21 protein-coding genes are annotated in these 17174 nt (G+C 61.2%); 10 read left to right on the top strand and 11 right to left on the bottom strand.

Translation table 11 applies throughout. The features are described from left to right. Positions 1-356: 356 nt before the first annotated feature. Positions 357-1793 (bottom strand): phage/plasmid primase, P4 family, encoded by a 1437-nt coding sequence (locus VCK47_RS16585; protein WP_322891384.1) that lies wholly within the window; start codon positions 1791-1793, stop codon positions 357-359. 304 nt (positions 1794-2097) lie between these two features. Between VCK47_RS16585 and VCK47_RS16580 the strand changes: the two genes are divergently transcribed. After that, complete coding sequence (locus VCK47_RS16580) at positions 2098-2526, top strand: VOC family protein (protein WP_322891385.1); 429 nt, start codon at positions 2098-2100, stop codon at positions 2524-2526. A gap of 15 nt (positions 2527-2541) precedes the next feature. On the opposite strand, the gene VCK47_RS16575 is transcribed toward VCK47_RS16580, so the two are convergent. The 3 genes from VCK47_RS16575 to VCK47_RS16565 all read right to left on the bottom strand — a co-directional run bounded on the left by VCK47_RS16575 (position 2542) and on the right by VCK47_RS16565 (position 3794). Beyond that, positions 2542-3063 carry a MarR family winged helix-turn-helix transcriptional regulator gene (locus VCK47_RS16575; RefSeq protein ID WP_322891386.1) on the bottom strand — a complete coding sequence of 174 codons (522 nt, stop codon included), beginning with the start codon at positions 3061-3063 and terminating at the stop codon, positions 2542-2544. A 66-nt stretch (positions 3064-3129) separates the two neighbouring features. Beyond that, the gene (locus VCK47_RS16570; RefSeq protein WP_322891387.1) at positions 3130-3402 is read right to left on the bottom strand and encodes a succinate dehydrogenase assembly factor 2; all 273 of its coding nucleotides are present in this window, start codon (positions 3400-3402) and stop codon (positions 3130-3132) included. After that, positions 3399-3794, bottom strand: a complete 396-nt coding sequence (locus VCK47_RS16565; protein ID WP_322891388.1) for a helix-turn-helix domain-containing protein — start codon at positions 3792-3794, stop codon at positions 3399-3401. Before VCK47_RS16565 ends, VCK47_RS16570 begins: the two co-directional genes overlap by 4 nt. A gap of 79 nt (positions 3795-3873) precedes the next feature. On the opposite strand from VCK47_RS16565, the gene VCK47_RS16560 reads away from it, so the two are divergent. The 3 genes from VCK47_RS16560 (at position 3874) to VCK47_RS16550 (ending at position 6803) form a co-directional block, all read left to right on the top strand. Next, the gene (locus VCK47_RS16560; protein WP_322891389.1) at positions 3874-5076 is read left to right on the top strand and encodes a pyridoxal phosphate-dependent aminotransferase; all 1203 of its coding nucleotides are present in this window, start codon (positions 3874-3876) and stop codon (positions 5074-5076) included. Continuing rightward, positions 5073-5480, top strand: coding sequence for a hypothetical protein (locus VCK47_RS16555; RefSeq protein ID WP_322891390.1), 408 nt, complete (start codon positions 5073-5075; stop codon positions 5478-5480). Before VCK47_RS16560 ends, VCK47_RS16555 begins: the two co-directional genes overlap by 4 nt. Positions 5481-5801: 321 nt before the next feature. Next, positions 5802-6803, top strand: coding sequence for a GGDEF domain-containing protein (locus VCK47_RS16550; RefSeq protein ID WP_322891391.1), 1002 nt, complete (start codon positions 5802-5804; stop codon positions 6801-6803). On the opposite strand, the gene VCK47_RS16545 is transcribed toward VCK47_RS16550, so the two are convergent. The 4 genes from VCK47_RS16545 to VCK47_RS16530 form a co-directional block, all read right to left on the bottom strand. Continuing rightward, positions 6804-7751, bottom strand: coding sequence for a D-glycerate dehydrogenase (locus tag VCK47_RS16545; protein ID WP_322891392.1), 948 nt, complete (start codon positions 7749-7751; stop codon positions 6804-6806). It abuts the gene before it with no gap. Then, positions 7748-8086, bottom strand: coding sequence for a tRNA-binding protein (locus tag VCK47_RS16540; protein WP_322891393.1), 339 nt, complete (start codon positions 8084-8086; stop codon positions 7748-7750). The genes VCK47_RS16545 and VCK47_RS16540 overlap by 4 nt, the downstream gene beginning before the upstream one ends. Next, positions 8079-8894, bottom strand: coding sequence for a pyrroline-5-carboxylate reductase (gene proC, locus VCK47_RS16535; RefSeq protein ID WP_322891394.1), 816 nt, complete (start codon positions 8892-8894; stop codon positions 8079-8081). The genes VCK47_RS16540 and proC overlap by 8 nt, the downstream gene beginning before the upstream one ends. Positions 8895-8969: 75 nt before the next feature. Continuing rightward, complete coding sequence (locus VCK47_RS16530) at positions 8970-9473, bottom strand: YbjN domain-containing protein (RefSeq protein WP_322891395.1); 504 nt, start codon at positions 9471-9473, stop codon at positions 8970-8972. A gap of 229 nt (positions 9474-9702) precedes the next feature. On the opposite strand from VCK47_RS16530, the gene VCK47_RS16525 reads away from it, so the two are divergent. After that, positions 9703-10734, top strand: coding sequence for a M42 family metallopeptidase (locus tag VCK47_RS16525; protein ID WP_322891396.1), 1032 nt, complete (start codon positions 9703-9705; stop codon positions 10732-10734). Between the two features lie 43 nt (positions 10735-10777). Here the strand turns inward: VCK47_RS16525 and VCK47_RS16520 are convergent, their stop codons facing one another. Together VCK47_RS16520 and VCK47_RS16515 are read right to left on the bottom strand one after the other, a co-directional pair. Further along, on the bottom strand, positions 10778-11041 hold the full coding sequence (locus VCK47_RS16520; protein ID WP_322891397.1) for a hypothetical protein: 264 nt from the start codon (positions 11039-11041) through the stop codon (positions 10778-10780). 472 nt (positions 11042-11513) lie between these two features. After that, positions 11514-11762, bottom strand: a complete 249-nt coding sequence (locus VCK47_RS16515; protein ID WP_322891398.1) for an accessory factor UbiK family protein — start codon at positions 11760-11762, stop codon at positions 11514-11516. Between the two features lie 104 nt (positions 11763-11866). On the opposite strand from VCK47_RS16515, the gene lgt reads away from it, so the two are divergent. The 5 genes from lgt (at position 11867) to VCK47_RS16490 (ending at position 15787) form a co-directional block, all read left to right on the top strand. After that, the gene (gene lgt, locus VCK47_RS16510; RefSeq protein ID WP_322891399.1) at positions 11867-12748 is read left to right on the top strand and encodes a prolipoprotein diacylglyceryl transferase; all 882 of its coding nucleotides are present in this window, start codon (positions 11867-11869) and stop codon (positions 12746-12748) included. Continuing rightward, complete coding sequence (locus VCK47_RS16505; protein WP_322891400.1) at positions 12745-13803, top strand: class I SAM-dependent methyltransferase; 1059 nt, start codon at positions 12745-12747, stop codon at positions 13801-13803. The genes lgt and VCK47_RS16505 overlap by 4 nt, the downstream gene beginning before the upstream one ends. After that, a complete protein-coding gene (gene pgeF / locus VCK47_RS16500) occupies positions 13800-14555 on the top strand; it encodes a peptidoglycan editing factor PgeF (RefSeq protein WP_322891401.1) in 756 nt (251 codons plus the stop codon). Before VCK47_RS16505 ends, pgeF begins: the two co-directional genes overlap by 4 nt. A gap of 234 nt (positions 14556-14789) precedes the next feature. Beyond that, the gene (locus VCK47_RS16495) at positions 14790-14924 is read left to right on the top strand and encodes a hypothetical protein (RefSeq protein ID WP_322891402.1); all 135 of its coding nucleotides are present in this window, start codon (positions 14790-14792) and stop codon (positions 14922-14924) included. A gap of 89 nt (positions 14925-15013) precedes the next feature. Continuing rightward, entirely contained in the window at positions 15014-15787 is a 774-nt protein-coding gene (locus tag VCK47_RS16490) for a Hint domain-containing protein (RefSeq protein ID WP_322891403.1), read from the top strand. Here VCK47_RS16490 and VCK47_RS16485 read toward each other — a convergent pair. Beyond that, complete coding sequence (locus VCK47_RS16485) at positions 15784-17148, bottom strand: MATE family efflux transporter (RefSeq protein ID WP_322891404.1); 1365 nt, start codon at positions 17146-17148, stop codon at positions 15784-15786. The two genes, VCK47_RS16490 and VCK47_RS16485, sit on opposite strands and share 4 nt — an antisense overlap. Positions 17149-17174 lie beyond the last annotated feature (26 nt).

Genomic DNA, 17174 nt, shown 5'->3' with positions numbered 1-17174 from the left:
CGTTTTGCGCCCACAAACCCAAAAGCGCAGGGTGGATCAAACCAATCGAATAACAACAACAAGAACCTTATCCAGCAGTCTTGTGAGGTATCTTAATACCTCAAACAACGGGGTGCGAATTACCCGCGTGCGGGAAGGCCCCCGGAAGGACCCAAAGGCAAAGACATGATCGGGCGTGGCGTTCACTCGATCGCTCGCCACCACCAAGGGTGATTGAGCACCTCGATGTAACCGGTGTAACCGATGTAACCGAATTTCCTGTTTACCCTCACGCGTGTGCGCGCGCGTAAGGGGGAACGTGCTGTAACCGTTACATCGGTTACGCTCGCAAGATCCTTTGGGATTTATCGCCATAGCTACACCCCGCCCTTTAGCAAAATGCCGAGCCAAACCTTCTGGACCTTGCCGCCAACCCGCTTAGGGCCATTCGTCAGCCCCTTAAGCCGTAACCGGTTGCCCAAGGCCTTCTGTGTGCCCGGCCGCTCTCCTGCCGCCTCACAGAAAAATTTCCACGACACAAACAGGTCCGCTGCGGTCTCAGAATTCGTGAGATCTCCAACCTCGCAATAATCGGCAAGCCACGCGCCAAAGAGATCTTGATCCTCAAAATATTGATCGGTTGCCGCCGAGATCAGACGCGGCCGAGGCAAACCCTCGCGCTGCCATTCAAGGCACCCACGGATCGCCCAAGCGAGGATTTGCGGCGCTTCCTCGGCCCAGATCTTTTCCTCGAGGTCGAGATCCGGCCGATCGGGCTTTCGGGTGAAAGGCAGGATCAGAAAGCGCCTGCGGATCGCCTCATCGACGCTCTTTAGGACCGGCTGATGATTGCCAACGATCATCAGCTTGTAGTTTGGTGTGTAGGTGAAAAAATCCGATCGCATGAACCGCGCAGAGACTGGATCGCCGCCGGTGATCGATTTAATCCGGCTCTCTGCCCAGCTCCGCCCCTCCTCTGTCTCAGAGGCCGAGACAAGGCGCGCACCGTGCAGGTCGGCAAGATCAGTTGGGTGCCGCTCACCCCGTGTTGCGGTGAAAGTATCCATGCCAGCGGTCTTGGCGTAGTCACCCAGAACACGCTTGATGATGTTTAGAAATAGGCTTTTGCCATTGCCGCCCGGCCCGTAGAGAAAAAGCAAGACGTGCTCGGTTGTCTTGCCGGTCAGCAGATAGCCGCACCAAACTTGCAAAAAATGAACCGCGTCCTCATCACCGCCGGTCGCTGCCATGAGGAACGCCTGCCACCGATCGCACCGCCCATCCACCGGCGGCACACCCGCGACCTTGGTGATGTGCTGCGATGGTTGCGCGCCTGCGAGTTGACCAGTTGTCAGATCGACCACCCCTCCGGGACAGCCCAAAAGCATTGGATCGGAATCCCAAGCCTCGCTTGTGATGGCAACCGCCTGATCGGCTCGAGCTAGTCTCTCTACCCCACCGGCAAAGCTCGCCTTCCTCGCGTTCTTGAGCTCGCTACCGCCGCTGCCGGTTGATGCTTGTCGAGCAAGCTCACGGCTCCATTGAAAAGCCTGCGCGGTATCATCCTTTTTCCAGTGATCACCCGTCCAGAGGAACCATTTGCCCGCAACGTGATCAAATCGCACCCGGTTGCCATATCGCCGCACAAACTCACGCGCGACACCATCCTCTGTGACCTCGATGTCATCGAGGACCGTCTCCGTGAGATCAGATAGCCGCTGATCACCCGGCCGGGCATCGCTTTCGACAAGCGGCGGGACCTCCTCAGCATGATTGAATTGCGCGCGCACGGCCGCCTTGCCTGTTTCGGTCATTTCTCCATCCCTCAAGACAGAGAAATGGTGAGAACGGGCTCGGCAACCGAGTTGGACGTTTGCGGAAAAACCTCAATGAATTCAGTGAGGCCTAAAGGTGGGGTTGGACAGTCCAAGAAATTGATTTCGCAAAGCAGTTGCGAAACCCTAGGGACTGCCATGGTAAATTTTCCCGATAAATCAATGATATGTTTTCCTTCCGCGTAGGATGACGCCACATATCGCCGATGTGATGGTTTCCATTGTTTCGTCCCTTGCGCTGGCGCGTTAGGCTGGCGCCAATCATGATGGAAGGATCGCAACAATGACACTGACTTACCTGCACACGATGGTGCGCGTGAAAGACCTCGAGGCGTCGATGGCGTTCTACGCCCTGCTTGGCCTGCGCGAGACGCGCCGCATCGACAACGACAAGGGGCGATTCTCGCTTGTGTTCATGGCGCCTCCGGGGCAGGAGGAATGCCCTGTCGAGCTGACCTATAACTGGGATGGCGACGACGGGTTGCCATCCGACAGCCGCCATTTCGGACATCTCGCCTATCGCACCAGCGATATCTATGCTTTGTGCCAGCATCTGATGGACAATGGCGTCACGATCAACCGTCCGCCGCGCGACGGGCATATGGCCTTTGTGCGGTCGCCCGACAACATTTCCATCGAATTGCTGCAAGAAGGCGACAACCTGCCCCCGGCCGAGCCTTGGGCCAGCATGGAAAACACCGGTCACTGGTAAACAATCTGCCCTGCGTCAATAGATATAGCGGATCTGATCGCTCCAGTACCGTTCGACCCGGCGCAGGGCGGCGGTGATATCGTCCAGACCGGCATGGTCCAGCACCTGCCGGTCCATCAACCCGTCGGCATGGGCGGCGAAAAGTTTTGCCACCACCTGCCGTACATTGCGCCCCTTTTCGGTCAGGCGCACGCGGACGGACCTGCGGTCGATCTCGCTGCGCTGGTGGTGCATATAGCCCATATCCACCAGTTTTTTCAGGTTATAGGACACGTTCGACCCCTGATAGTAGCCACGGGATTTCAATTCGCCTGCCGTCACTTCGTTATCGGCGACGTTGAACAAAAGCAGAGCCTGCACCGCGTTGATTTCGAGAATGCCGACGCGTTCGAATTCATCCTTGATCACGTCAAGCAACAGCCGGTGCAGCCGTTCGACCAAGGTCAGCGCATCCAGATAGGACGCCATGAAGGACGCGCTGCGCGCGGCCGCCATGCCGGATTTGTCCTGCCTGCCAAGGTTGGTGTGAATGCTCATCCCGACGCTCCGTCTGCTGTGGTGGGACGGGTCTAAAGCAAACAAGACAATATAGGGTTAAGGCGCTCAGGCGGGTCGCGTGACCCCCAGCGCGCCCGCGGCGATCCGCGCGATCAGGTCGGCGTAAGCCTCGGGCACCGCGAATTGCCCGCCGACCCAGCCGTAAAGGTCGTGGTCGTTCTCGGACAACAGCGCATCGTAAAGCGCGAGTTCGTCATCGCTCATGCCTGCCAGATTGTCGGCGGCAAAGGCCGACAGGATCAGGTCCATTTCCTTAATCCCGCGCCGCATGGAGCGCATGTGCAACCGCTTGCGTGTGTGTTCGATCGTCTCTGTCATAGGGTCCTGCGCAATGCTGCCTGAAGCTGTTTTTCCACCTGCCCCATCTTGTCGAGCATCTGCACCATCTGCGCGCGCAAGCGGCGATGTTCCTGCATCAATGCCGCGACATCGGCGGGGATCTCGGTTGCGTCGTCGGGCGCGGACAGCCCGTCGCCCTGCCCTGACATCAGCCAGCCCAGCGACACGCCCAGCATCCCCGCCAGCATCTGCAGTCGGTTGGCGCGGGGTTCGCCCGTGTCGTTTTCCCACGACACAAGCGTGGCCAGCTTGACGCCCAGCGATTTGGCAAGGTCTTTCTGGCTAAGCCCCGCGGCCTCGCGTGCACCCGCCAGCCTGTCGCCAAAGGTCGCGGCTTCGGGGCTGTACCAATCACTGTCTGTTTCGGTCACGCGGGACTCCTTGGTTCTTGCTATGCTTGCTCGGGTCGTCTTATGTCACGGATAGTGCAATTTGACCACCGGACATCCCATGGCTTTTCTGTCTGCGACGCTTGATCGCGTGAAACCCTCGCCAACCATCGCTGTCACCACGAAGGCGGCCGAATTGAAAGCAGCGGGGCGCGATATCATCGGCCTTGGCGCGGGAGAGCCGGATTTCGATACGCCCGAGAATATCAAGGCCGCCGCCGTGCAGGCGATTGCCGAGGGAAAGACGAAATACACCGCCGTTGACGGCATCCCCGAGTTGAAGCAAGCGATCTGCGCCAAGTTCAAGCGCGACAATGCGCTGGATTACACCCCCGCGCAGGTCACGGTCGGCACGGGTGGCAAGCAGGTGCTTTACAACGCCTTCATGGCGACGCTGAACGCGGGTGACGAGGTCATCATCCCCGCGCCCTATTGGGTGAGCTACCCTGACATGGTGCTGCTGGCCGGTGGGACGCCCGTCACGATCGAGGCGACGCTCGAAGCCGCGTTCAAGATCACCGCCGAGCAGCTGGAGGCTGCGATCACGCCCAAGACCAAATGGTTCCTGTTCAATTCGCCCTCCAACCCCACCGGGGCGGGGTATTCGTGGGACGAGCTGAAGGCGCTGACCGATGTGCTGCTGCGCCATCCACATGTCTGGGTGATGACCGACGACATGTACGAACATCTGGCCTACGGCAATTTCAAGTTTTGCACGCCCGCGCAGGTCGAACCGCGCCTTTATGACCGCACGCTGACGGTCAACGGCGTGTCAAAGGCCTATGCGATGACCGGCTGGCGGATCGGTTATGCAGCGGGGCCAGAGATGCTGATCAAGGCGATGCGCAAGGTGCAGTCGCAATCCACGTCCAACCCCTGTTCGGTCAGCCAGTATGCCGCGGTCGAGGCGCTGAACGGCACGCAGGATTTCCTTGCGCCCAACAACGCCCTGTTCGAACGCCGCCGCGATCTGGTGGTCGATATGCTGAACCAGGCCCCCGGTGTGGTGTGCCCACGCCCCGAAGGTGCGTTCTATGTCTATCCGTCCATCGCGGGCTGCATCGGCAAGACCAGCGCTGGCGGTGTGCTGATCGACAACGACGAAACCTTCGCCTCGGCCTTGCTGGAGGAAACCGGCGTTGCGGTCGTGTTCGGCGCGGCCTTTGGCCTGTCACCCAATTTCCGCGTCAGTTACGCGACCTCGGACGCCGCACTGAAAGAGGCGTGCCAGCGCATCATCACCTTCTGCAAGGGCCTGTCATGACCACCCTGCCGCCCTACTATTTTCGCATCCGCGAGAACGGGGCGGCGGTATTCCGTGTCGATGCCGAAGACCGGCACCGCCGGATCGACATGGACCAGATCGCGGTCGTCAACATTAACCGCGGTGATTTCAAGGCGCATGGAGAACATACGCTGACCCCCGAGGACGAATCCGCGATCCGCTGCTGGATCGCGGACCGCAAGGCGCAGCTTGCGCGGCGTGACCGGGACGATATCCATCGCACGATCGACCATCTGAACCTCACCGCCCATTGGGTGCAGGCACATGCCGATGATGCCGCCCTTGACGAGGTGACAGACAAGCTATTGCTGGCCATGCACGATTTGCGCAGCGTGCTGGTGCGCAAAAAGGCCGACAGGCTGCAACATCGACAAGCCGACTGAACAGCCGCGCGGGCTTTTGGTAGCGGCGCTGCAGATGTGTTAACAAAATGTTAAGACATTCGATCTAAGCGTGCGGCACCAAGCAATGGGCGTCGTATGGGCTTTGACGGTTCAGGGGACAAGGTTGGGCAGGCCCCACAACCGTCTTTCGACAGGTGGCTGCGCTTTGACCCGCAGACAGCGCTGGTTGATGAAGCGGAAAATCGGGGCGACCGGATCAAACATCTTCGGCTGACGATTTTCATCGGACTGATCATCTATAATCTTTTCATCCTCAGCAATCTGCTGTTGGTCCCGGATCTGTTTGTCCTATCGATCCTAATGCGCGTTTTTCTGGTGACACCGGCCACGCTGGCGATTGTCTGGGTGGTCTCGCGGGCGCGTGCGCGCGTGCGGGAAAACATTCTGGTCTTGGGGCTGATCGGCGTACATGCCTTGCCTTTGGGGTTGTTCTGGGCAACGCAGGCAGACCTTGGAACCTATGTCTTTGGCGAACTTGCGCTGACGATCATCTATGGAAACATGCTTCTGGGGCTGCGGTTTCGGCAGGCCGTCATTTTCACCACACTCGCCCTGTGCATGACAGCCGCCGCCGTGGCGACCAAGCCGCAGATTCCCCTCGATCTGCAACTGGCGTTCATGCTCCAGTTCACTGTGGCGAGCCTGTTTTCACTCTATGCAAATCACCTTGTCGAATATCGCCGTTGCGTCGACTTTACCCGAGCGCTGTGTTCGACGCGGCGGGCAGAACTGGCCGAACAGACGACACAACTGCATCGGGTCATGTCAAAGACGGATGCCCTGACCACCCTGCCCAATCGCCGGTATCTGGATGAAAAGCTGGAGGACTGGTGTCAAAAGGATCAGGCAATTGCGATCCTGATGATTGATATCGACCATTTCAAACTGTTCAACGATACGCTGGGCCATCCCGCTGGCGACGATTGTCTGCGCCAGATCGCTACGGTCTTCAAATCCCTGTGTCAGCCGGACACCGTGTTCTGCGCCCGTTTCGGCGGCGAGGAATTCACCATCGTGATGCGCAAATCCACCGAACTGGCGGCGGCCCGTCTGGCACAAAAGGTCGTCAGCGAAATAGCAGCCCTTGCCATCGCCCACCCCGGCCGTAGCGATGCCATCGGGATCGTGACCGCCAGCGTCGGTGTCGCCTATCACCCCAAAGGCGAAAAATGCGCGCCGGAGGCAGTGCTGGCTCGCGCCGATGATGCACTTTACCGCGCCAAGCAACTGGGACGAAACGGATTTGTGGTGGCCAGCCAGATGGCGGCACCGTTGTCAGGCCACAAACTTGCGGGTCTCTGACTAGACCGCTTGGGGCAGCGGGCGCCCTTCGTCCCATGCGATGATATTGTCCAGCGCCATCTGCCCCATCGCTTCGCGCACTTCGAGCGCGGCTGTGCCCAGATGCGGCAGGATCACCACGTTTTCAAGCGCGCGCAGCGCCTCGGGCACGAAGGGTTCCTTGGCGAAAACATCCAAGCCCGCACCCGCGATCCGGCCCTGTTGCAAGGCGGCGATCAGCGCGTCTTCATCGACCACATCGCCGCGCGCAATGTTGACGAAAATACCTGTGGGCTTCATCGCGGACAAGGCGGCGGCATCGATCAAGCCGGTGTTGGCCCCGCCGCCCGGAACGGTGACCACGATGATATCGGCCTGCCCCATCAGGTCGTGCAGGCTGTCGACTTGGCTGGCAGGCATATCCACCATCTTGGGCGAGCGGTTGAAATACAGCACCGGCATGTTGAAGCCGTAAAGGCAACGCCGCGCGACGGCCTGCCCGATCCGGCCCATGCCGACGATGCCCACGGTCTTGCCCGTCACATGGGTGCCCAGCATCTGCGTGGGCTGCCAGCCGGTCCAAAGACCTGCGCGCACCAACCGTTCGCCTTCGCCCGCGCGGCGGCAGGCGGACAGGATCAGCGTCATGCCGATATCAGCGGTCGCATCGGTCACGGCGTCGGGCGTGTTGGACACAGCGACACCTGCGGCACGCGCGGCGGCCACGTCGATATGGTTATAGCCGACCCCGAAATTGGCCAGCACGCCGCAGCGAATCTCGCCTTTGAAGGCTTCGGCGGTAAAGCCGTCGCCCAATGTCGGCAGGATCGCATCGTAATCGCGCAAGGCGGCGGCGGCCTCGGCAACGCTCAGCCCTGTCGTCTCGGCCCGCAGGGTCACGTCGAACCGCGCGCGGGCGGCGGCAAGGGTCGCATCAGGCAAGGCGCGGGTGATGAGGAGCTTTTTCAATGCAAACGCCCCCCCAAGGGCACATCTTGGTCAGGGCCGACCAGCACGACCGCGCCACCCGCGTCAGGCATGCCAAGCACCAGCACTTCGGACATGAATTTCCCGATCTGGCGGGGCGGAAAGTTCACGACCGCAAGCACCTGTTTGCCCACCAGCGTATCAGGCGCGTAATGCACCGTGATCTGGGCGGATGTCTTTTTCTCGCCGATCTCCGGTCCGAAATCGATCCAGAGCTTGATCGCGGGCTTGCGCGCCTCGGGGAACGGTTCTGCACGGGTGACGGTGCCCACGCGCACATCGACTTTCAGGAAATCGTCAAAGGTGATCTCACTCATTGGCCAGTTCCCGCGCGCGGTTCGCGGCGGCAGCAACAGCGCGGCGCATCAGGTCTGGCAGGCCCTTGTCCTTGTCCATCAGCACGTCAAGGGCGGCCTGCGTCGTGCCATTGGGCGAGGTCACGTTGATGCGCAGTTGCGCGGGATCCTCGTCCGCGGTTTCGGCCAGTTCGCCCGCGCCGCCCACGGTGGCCTTCGCCAGATCCATCGCCATCTGCGGCGTCAGCCCTTCGGCGACACCGGCGGCGGCCAAAGCTTCGATCATGTGAAAGACATACGCAGGGCCGGAGCCCGACACGGCAGTCACGGCATCCATCTGGGATTCGTCATCCAGACGCACGGTCTGACCCACCGCCCAGAGCAGCGCCTCGGCCATGTCGAGATCGGCGTCGGTCGTCTTGGCATTGCCGATCAGTGCGGTGATTCCCCGACCAATGGCGGCGGGTGTGTTCGGCATCGCGCGGATGATGGGTGTGTCGGGGCCAAAGGCCGCCTCGAACGTCGCAATCGGTGTGCCTGCGGCGATAGAGATCACCAGCGTCTTGCCGGTGCCTAGCGCCTTCACATCAGGCAAGGCCGTTGTCATCATCTGCGGTTTGACGGCAACAACGACGATTGCGGGGCTTTCGGGCAAAGTGCCGCCGATATTCACGCCCTGTTGCTTCAGCCAGTCGGACGGGTGCGGGTCGATCACCCACACAGAGGCGGGCGGCAGACCGTTGCGCAGCCAGCCCGCCAACATGGCTGATCCCATCTTGCCGCAGCCCAGCAATACCAGACCGCGCACCGCAACATCATTCATCGTCATTCACTGGCCCTCTTGTTGTATTCCCAAGAGGTTACGCCACGCCAAGGCGAAGGAAAAGCCACCTTGGCGAAATTTTCATGCGCGCCCGTAGGCGCCGGCAATCGCGACTTCCAGCGCCTGTTTGGGGGTCTTTTCGGCCCATGTCACAAGCTGGATCGCAGGGTAATATTGTTCGCAAGCACTGACCGCGGCGCTGATCATCGTGTCGATCTGGTCCGGTCCGGCCACCTGGTCACCCGCAAGCAACAGCCCGTAGCGGTAAACCATCAGGTTCTGTTCGTCCCACCATGTGAGCGAGCCCGCCCACAGCCGGTCGTTGATCGCGTTCAGCGCCTCGTAAAGGGCGGGTTTGCGGTCGGCGGGGGGTTCCATCTCGAAGGTGCAGATCAGACGCAGGGTTTCGTCATAGGCCGACCAGGCGAGCGTGATCGAATAGGTGCGCCACTGGCCTTCGACGGCCATGGCGATCTGGTCGTCGTGGATACGGTCGAACTCCCAGTCATGGTGTTCGGCAATATGTTCGACAAGGTCGATCGGGTGCAGGTCGTCGGCTTCAAGGTAGTGTTCGGACAATGCCATATGCTTGGCCTCACTGTGTTGGCGCGCGGGGCTTGGCACGCCCCTAGCGCTAGCTGACTGCTCTAGGGGCGGTAGAGTTCTCGTTTAGCCCCTACCATATATCGTGTGACACGATGGACCACCTGTAAAGCAGTTTCTTGGGGATAAACCCGTCGTTGCAAAAAATTCACGCCGCCGATTGCCAAGCGTGGCACCCCGTCACAGATTGAGCCCAACAAAGGAGCACGCCATGAATCTCGACCTGCTGAAACGACTTTGCGAAATGCCCGGTGTACCGGGCCACGAACACCGCGTCCGCGATCTGATTACATCCGAGATCAAAGGCATGTTCGACGAGGTCACGACCGACCCGATGGGATCGCTGCTTTGTCGTCGCGACGCCAAGAAGAAAGGCGCGCCACGGATCATGCTGCTTTGCCATATGGACGAGATCGGCTTTCTGGTCAGCCATATCACCAAGGACGGCTATCTTTACCTGCAACCTGTCGGCGGGTTCGATCCGCGCAACCTGTTTTCGCGCCGCGTGCTCGTTTGCACCGATCAGGGCGATTTCAAAGGTGTGATGAACCCCGGCGGCAAGCCCATCCACATCTCATCCGCCGAAGAGCGCAAGAAGGTGCCCGAGGTGACCGAATTCTTCGTCGACCTTGGGATGGGCAAGGCCGCCGCCGACAAGGTCAAGATCGGCGATTTCGTGGTGATGGACGAACCTTTCATCGAGATGGGCAACAAGGTCGTATCCAAGGCGCTGGACAACCGCATCGCCTGCTGGCTGGGGATCGAGGCGATCCGCGCTTTGGGCAAGAAAGGGCGCGGCGCGGAAATCCACGTGGCCTTCACCTGTCAGGAAGAGGTCGGTTTGCGCGGCGCGCGCACGGCGGCCTATGCGATCAAACCCGACATCGGGCTGGGCATCGACACAACGCTCGCCTGCGACACGCCCGGCATCCCCGAAAAGGACGCAACCACAACCCAAGGCGCGGGTTTCGGGCTGCATGTGCGGGATTCGTCCTTCATCGCGGACAAGGCCTTGGTCGCCGAAATCGAGGCTTTGGCCATCAAGAAAAAGATCCCCTACCAGCGCACGATGCTGGCCGCTGGCGGGCAGGACGGGGCCGCAGCCCAGCAAGCCGCCGCAGGCGCGCGCGCTGTCGGGATCGTGGTGGGCACGCGCTACATCCACACCGTCACGGAAATGATCGACAAGGGCGATCTGCAGGCGGCACTGGATATTCTGGTCGCCTATTTGTCCGAGTTCTAAAAAAATACGCGGCGGAGCAAATAAAAAGTTCCGCCGCAAACATTCAGGCGACTAGAACCTTTAACAGCACAAGCACAAGCGCCGCCAGTGCTGCAAATCGCGCCTGAATATAAAGTACAAGCCAGATCCCCACGAGGATCAGCGCAAGATAATAGGCCTGGTTCAATCTTTCGGATTGACCAAGTGGTTGAAAAAGCACGGTTATTGTGGGGTTTTCAGCGAAAGGCATCCCGGAAAGGCCAATCACGCCGATACAGAATAAAAGCAGTCCGGCAACGGACGCACAGGTATTGGCGAAATAGTCCAAAACAATACCGCCAGACTAGAGACAGATCAGTCTGCCCGACTAGTCTGGGGTATGCTTTGGAATCTGCGGCGTCAAGCCGCGCAGAAAAAATTGACGTTAGGGCAAGTCAGTGCGCGTTGCATCCAAATCGCCCGAAACCCGACACGTACAACCGCCCCAAAACAGCAGACAACCGTGGGGAAGGTTTGTTCGACCCAAACACAACAACGACGACCAACAACACGATCAACAAAACGTCCAACATACTCGATAACCTCTGCCAAACACTGGCTCTACATAGTAACTGGGGTGCTTTTGCTCGCCAATCATGCGCGAAACAAGGCAGGGGTTGGGTAACACCATGACACGCGGCGGTAGAACCTTGCCTTAAGTACAGGTTATTTTGACGGTTGAAATAAATGATCGAAAGTTGCCCTTCGAGGGTAACAATCAATCTCTGGTGACCGGCAATGGCTGGTTGGGCGGCGGCGGATCAATCCGGCTTTTTGGATTCGAGTGCTGCGATCCGTGCGGCCAGCGCCTCGTTTTCTTCGCGGGCTTTCTGGGCCATCGCGCGGACGGCGTCGAATTCTTCACGGGTGACAAAATCGCGATCGGCCAGCCATCGGTCCATCATGGATTTCATGGCCGTCTGCGCCTCGTCGCGCGCGCCTTGGGCGACGCCCATGGCGTTGGTCATCAACTGGCTCAGATCGTCGAAAATCTTGTTACGGTTCTGCATGGCTCTCTCCAAGGCTGTTCATGTCTATATGGGGCCAAGCCGGGTGACAGACAAGCAGGTCGGGCTGCTTGACATCGCCGCAGTCCCGCATCACGACTGCGCCCATGTTGGCAGCGATCCCCTTTCCCGATATCTCGCCCGAGATATTCAGCGTCGAAATCTTTGGCATGACACTTGCCCTGCGCTGGTATGCGATGGGCTATATCGTCGGTATCGCGCTGGGCTGGATGATCATCAAAGCCGCGCTGCGCCGCCCGCATCTGTGGCGCAATGGCACGCCGATGGACCCCGCCCGTCTGGAGGATTTGCTGACGTATATTGTCATCGGCGTGATCGGCGGCGGGCGTCTGGGCTATGTCTTTTTCTATCAGCCTGCCGAATTCCTCGCCGATCCGGTCAGCATCATCCGCATCTGGGAAGGCGGGCTGTCGTTCCATGGCGGTTTTGTCGGCGTGGTGCTGGCGGTCTGGCTGTTCAGCCGCCGCCATGCCGTGCCGCTACCCGATCTGGCCGATATCATCGCTGTCGCAGCCACCCCTGCGATCCTGCTGGTGCGGATCGCCAATTTCATCAATGCCGAGTTGTGGGGGCGCCCCACGGACGTGCCTTGGGGCGTGGTCTTTCCGGGCACCGCCGCGCAATCCTGCGCCACGGCGACAGAACCCTGCGTGCGCCATCCCTCGCAGCTTTATGAAGCGGGTCTTGAGGGTCTGCTATTGGGCGGCATCCTGCTGCTGTTGGCCTTCCGTTTCGGCGGGTTGAAGAAACCGTGGCTGTTGTCGGGGATTTTCTTTGCGGGCTACGGGATCGCGCGGTTCATCGTCGAATTCGTCCGCCAGCCCGATGCGCAATTCGTCAGCCCCGGCAATCCGCTGGGCTGGGCGGTGCAGTTTGGTGATTATGGTCTGACCATGGGGCAGGTCCTGACGCTGCCGATGATCCTGACAGGTCTCGTCGTCGTGCTGGCGACCACCCGCCGCAGATGACTGCGCTGGCCGATATGCTGCTGGCCCGGATTTCGAGCGACGGGCCGATCAGTGTCGCAAGTTTCATGGCCGAGGCGCTGATGCATCCCCAGCACGGCTATTATGCGACGCGCGACCCCTTTGGTGCGGCGGGCGATTTCATCACCGCCCCCGAGATCAGCCAGATGTTCGGCGAATTGATCGGGCTGGCACTGGCGCAAGCTTGGCTGGACCAAGGCGCGCCCGACCCTGTGACATTGGCCGAGCTTGGCCCCGGGCGCGGCACGCTGATGGCCGATGTGTTGCGCGCCACCGCCGCCGTGCCGGGGTTTCAGGCCGCAGCACGCGTGCATTTCGTCGAAACCTCGCCGCATCTGCGCGCCTTGCAGGCCGCGTGTGTGCCGCACGCCACTTGGCACGACCGGATCGACACGCTGCCCGATGCGCCGTTGCTGCTGGTCGCGAACGAGTTTTTCGATGCCTTGCCGGTCCGGCAGTTCGTGCGCGCAGGCACGGGCTGGCGCGAAAGGATGGTGGGAGCGCAGGACGGCAAGCTGTGCTTTGGCCTGTCAGACGCTGCACCGCTTAGCATGCTGGCCCACAGGCTGGACGACACGCAGGATGGAGATCTGGTGGAACACTGCCCTGCCCTGCCCGGCATCGTGCAGACCATCACAGAGCGGATCGCGGCACATGGCGGGGCCGCGCTGGTCATCGACTATGGCGACTGGCAGTCGCTGGGCGATACGCTGCAGGCGTTGGCAGGCCATGCCGCAGCCGACCCGTTGGCCGCGCCGGGCGAGGCCGATCTGACGGCGCATGTGGATTTCGCGGCCATCGCCGCCCATGTCGCCCCCGCGCGGCACAGCCGTCTGACACCGCAGGGCGTGTTTCTGGAACGGCTGGGCATCACGGCGCGCGCGCGAAAACTCGCCTCGGGGCTGACGGGCGCCGCACTTGACACGCATGTGGCGGCACATCGCCGCTTGACCCACCCTGCGGAAATGGGTGACCTGTTCAAAGTGATGGCGCTCTACCCTGCGACAGCCATGCCCCCACCCGGACTGGACCCATGACGCTAGAAATCATCACCGACGCCGCACTTGGCAGCGCACGCCACGGGTTCTTTACCCGTAAAGGCGGCGCATCCTCGGGTGTGTTCGCGGGCCTGAACTGCGGGTTCGGCAGTTCGGACCAATCCGATATCGTCGCGATCAACCGCGACCGCGTGGCAGGCGCGCTCGATTTGACCGCCGACAGGCTGGTCGGCGTGCATCAGGTCCATTCCGCCGATGTCGTCACAGTCGAGACCGCAGGCCCGCTGGTACAAAAGGCCGATGCGCTGGTCACGCGCACCAAGGGCATCGCATTGTCGGTGCTGACCGCCGATTGCCAGCCTGTCCTGTTCTGCGACGATCAGGCGGGTGTCATCGGTGCGGCCCATGCCGGCTGGAAAGGCGCACTGGCCGGTGTTCTGGAACAGACCGTGCGGGCGATGGAACAGCTGGGTGCCACCCGCCACAATATCGCGGCGGTGATCGGCCCCTCGATCAGCCAGCGCAACTACGAAGTGGGCGACGATTTCCGCGACCGCTTTGTTGCTGTCGATCCGGGTTACGAGCGGTTCTTTGCAACCGGTGCGCAAGGGCGGTTCCAGTTCGACCTGCCCGGTTTCGGGCTGATGCGGCTGCGGGCCTGCGGCATCGGGCAGGCGCATTGGACGCGCCATTGCACCTATGCCGATCCGGTGCGCTTTTTCAGCTACCGGCGCAGCGTGCATCTTCAAGAGGCCGATTACGGCCGCCTGATCGCGGCAATCCGCCTGTAATCAGGGCAGCATTGCGGCGGCAGATGGACAGAGGCATGGCACGTTCATTCGCCGTTCACCCAGCAAAATAAGCGTCTGGCAGGAAATCTCCTGATATCATCGTCTTACCTGTTTTGGCGCAACATGACGAATTTCGACCCTCCGTGCGGTCCGTCGCCCAAGTCCTGCCAGTTTGCTCCTGCATGATAAACGGACAAGGCCCATTATAAGGGCCCGCATATAAGAGGTATCGCCATGAAAAACCGTTGGCAAAGATCGCTCGACGCGGCAGAGGCCGCGATCGCAACACCCATGCCCTGGGCACGCGGGCAACGGCGCAGCGCCATGATTTCGCGCCGCCGCGCACGTCTGGCAAGTCTCGACGCGTAACGCGCTCTTGCGGATGTGCCACACTGCGGGCTGCGCTGGCCTGTTTGCGTCAGGCTGACACGCGCCCCACTTTGCCCGAAGGTTTCGCTATGCCCCGTCGTTCAGATGCCGCCAGGATCTTGTCTGCCGCGCAGGCTGGCCCTGCGCCTCAGCGGGTGGCGGACAACGCCACTACTCTGCCGCGCCAGCGCAAATACACCGTGACCTATCTGCAGCCGGACGGTGCCATCGGCGAGATGACCACGCTGGCCCCCGCCACCCCCGCTTTTGAGGATGCGTTCGGCGCGCTGGGGCGCGGCACGATCCTGCAATCGGAAAACGGCCCCGTTGCGGTCGAGGATCTGCTGCCGGGAGACATGCTGCGCCTTTTTGACGGCAGCTTTGTCCCGCTGATGTGGCGCGGGATGATGACGATCATGCCGACGCAAGCTGATGCGGGGCCATCCCGCCTGACACTGACGCGGATCACCGCCGATGCCCTCGGGATCGGGCGGCCATTGCAGGACCTCGTGCTTGGCCCTGCCGCGCGGTTGCAGCACTGCGCCAGCAGCGTTACGCAACTGACCGGCAAGGCTGCCGCCTATATCCCGGCACGCGATTTCGTGGACGGTAACCAGTTCATCACATTGCGCCCGGCCGCGGCGGTCGATGTCTATCATCTCGGTTTTGCCACGCACGAGACGCTTCTCGTCAACGGGATCGGCGTCGAAAGCCTGCACCCCGGCACCGCCTTCAGCCTTGGGCTGCGCGGCGAGGCGCTGGCGCAATATCTGGCGCTGTTTCCACATCTGCGCCGGCTAGAGGATATCGGCCTGTTCAAACATCCGCGCCTGCGCTTGCAGGATCTGGATATGGTGCCCTAGGCCAAGGCCGGTGCGATCTGGACGGACCGCCCCCAGAACCGCCACATCAGCAGGATCGCGGCCACCAGCAGCCCCAGCACCAGCCCCAGCCAGATGCCGACACCGCCAAGCCCCCAGTAGAAGGCCAGCAGGTAGCTCGCAGGCAATCCGACCCCCCAATAGCTGAACGCCGCCATCACCATCGGCACGGTTGTGTCCTGCACACCGCGCAAAAGGCCCAGCACAACGACCTGTAGCCCGTCGACCAGCTGGAACAGCCCCGCGATCATCACCAGCGTGATGCCCACCTGCAAAAGCCGCAGGCGTTCGGGCTCGGCAGGGTCGATGAACAGCGCCACCAGCGTGCCGGGGATCAGCAGGAACAAAATGGACGTGGCCGTCGCATAAAGTGCCGACAACCCGATGGCGGTGATCCCGCCGCGCCGCAGGGACGGCTCGTCCCGCCGCCCCAATGCGCGCCCTGCCCGCACGGTGGCTGCCTGCGAAAAGCCGATATGCACCATGAAGGTCAGGCTGGCCAACTGGATCGCAATGCCATGGGCCGCCAGCTCGATCGGCCCGATCCAGCCCATCATAATAGCCGAGGCGCTGAACAACCCGCCTTCGGCCAAGGACGTCAGCCCGATGGGCCAGCCCAGCAGGAACACGCGGCGCATGATCTCGCCATCGGGGCGGTGGAAATTGCGGAAAAGTTCATAGCGCGGCAGCTTGCGCAGGATGTAACCCACCAGCAGCGCCACGGTCAGCAGGTTGACCAAAAGCGAAGCAATAGCCGCCCCTTCGATCCCCAGTTCCGGCGCACCCCAGTTGCCGAAGATCAGCGCATAGTTGACCAGCCCGTTCAGCACTGCCGTTCCGACCGTCGCCCAAAGGATGAAGGCGGTATGTTCCAGCGCCACCAGAAAGGATTTCAGCGCCATGACCAGCAATGTCGGGATCATCCCCCAGATCACGATCTGCAGGTAAAGATGCGCCTCGGCGGCGACAATCGGGGCTTGGCCGATGGCGATCAGGATATCCTCGGCCCAGAAAAAGGGCAGCATGACGATCACGCCATAGATGATCGACAGCCACAGCCCCATCCGCGTCACGCGCCGGACCTGCACATGGTCGTTCTGTTCATTCGCTGCCGCGACCAGAGGCGTGATCGCCTGCGCGAAACCCGCACCGACGATGAACACGACGAAAAACAGCGATGTCGCGATGGTTGACGCCGCCAAGGCGGTGACATCATACCAGCCCAGCATCAGCGTATCGGTCATATGGATCGCGAATTGCGCCATATTGCTCAGGATGAGGGGGATGCCCAGCTTCCAGATCGCGCGCGCGTGTTCAGGATATGTGGTGGCGGCCTGTTGCATCCGGCCAGCTTTAGGCGCGAAGCGAC

It is taken from the genome of Yoonia sp. 72 (genome assembly GCF_034652275.1).
Taxonomy (GTDB): domain Bacteria; phylum Pseudomonadota; class Alphaproteobacteria; order Rhodobacterales; family Rhodobacteraceae; genus Yoonia.
Note: the sequence above shows the minus strand (reverse complement) of the source record. Positions and strands in the feature narration are given on the sequence as shown.

Excerpts from the sequence above, each read along its gene's own strand:
- VCK47_RS16550 (WP_322891391.1), top strand. The coding sequence starts at position 5,802 with ATGCGCGTTTTTCTGGTGACACCGGCCACGCTGGCGATTGTCTGGGTG.
- lgt (WP_322891399.1), top strand. The coding sequence starts at position 11,867 with ATGTTGGCAGCGATCCCCTTTCCCGATATCTCGCCCGAGATATTCAGC.
- VCK47_RS16580 (WP_322891385.1), top strand. The coding sequence starts at position 2,098 with ATGACACTGACTTACCTGCACACGATGGTGCGCGTGAAAGACCTCGAG.
- VCK47_RS16540 (WP_322891393.1), bottom strand. The coding sequence starts at position 8,086 with ATGAGTGAGATCACCTTTGACGATTTCCTGAAAGTCGATGTGCGCGTG.
- VCK47_RS16495 (WP_322891402.1), top strand. The coding sequence starts at position 14,790 with ATGAAAAACCGTTGGCAAAGATCGCTCGACGCGGCAGAGGCCGCGATC.
- VCK47_RS16525 (WP_322891396.1), top strand. The coding sequence starts at position 9,703 with ATGAATCTCGACCTGCTGAAACGACTTTGCGAAATGCCCGGTGTACCG.
- VCK47_RS16530 (WP_322891395.1), bottom strand. The coding sequence starts at position 9,473 with ATGGCATTGTCCGAACACTACCTTGAAGCCGACGACCTGCACCCGATC.
- VCK47_RS16485 (WP_322891404.1), bottom strand. The coding sequence starts at position 17,148 with ATGCAACAGGCCGCCACCACATATCCTGAACACGCGCGCGCGATCTGG.
- VCK47_RS16515 (WP_322891398.1), bottom strand. The coding sequence starts at position 11,762 with ATGCAGAACCGTAACAAGATTTTCGACGATCTGAGCCAGTTGATGACC.
- VCK47_RS16570 (WP_322891387.1), bottom strand. The coding sequence starts at position 3,402 with ATGACAGAGACGATCGAACACACACGCAAGCGGTTGCACATGCGCTCC.
- VCK47_RS16490 (WP_322891403.1), top strand. The coding sequence starts at position 15,014 with ATGCCCCGTCGTTCAGATGCCGCCAGGATCTTGTCTGCCGCGCAGGCT.
- proC (WP_322891394.1), bottom strand. The coding sequence starts at position 8,894 with ATGACGATGAATGATGTTGCGGTGCGCGGTCTGGTATTGCTGGGCTGC.
- VCK47_RS16555 (WP_322891390.1), top strand. The coding sequence starts at position 5,073 with ATGACCACCCTGCCGCCCTACTATTTTCGCATCCGCGAGAACGGGGCG.
- VCK47_RS16505 (WP_322891400.1), top strand. The coding sequence starts at position 12,745 with ATGACTGCGCTGGCCGATATGCTGCTGGCCCGGATTTCGAGCGACGGG.
- VCK47_RS16585 (WP_322891384.1), bottom strand. The coding sequence starts at position 1,793 with ATGACCGAAACAGGCAAGGCGGCCGTGCGCGCGCAATTCAATCATGCT.
- pgeF (WP_322891401.1), top strand. The coding sequence starts at position 13,800 with ATGACGCTAGAAATCATCACCGACGCCGCACTTGGCAGCGCACGCCAC.
- VCK47_RS16575 (WP_322891386.1), bottom strand. The coding sequence starts at position 3,063 with ATGAGCATTCACACCAACCTTGGCAGGCAGGACAAATCCGGCATGGCG.
- VCK47_RS16560 (WP_322891389.1), top strand. The coding sequence starts at position 3,874 with ATGGCTTTTCTGTCTGCGACGCTTGATCGCGTGAAACCCTCGCCAACC.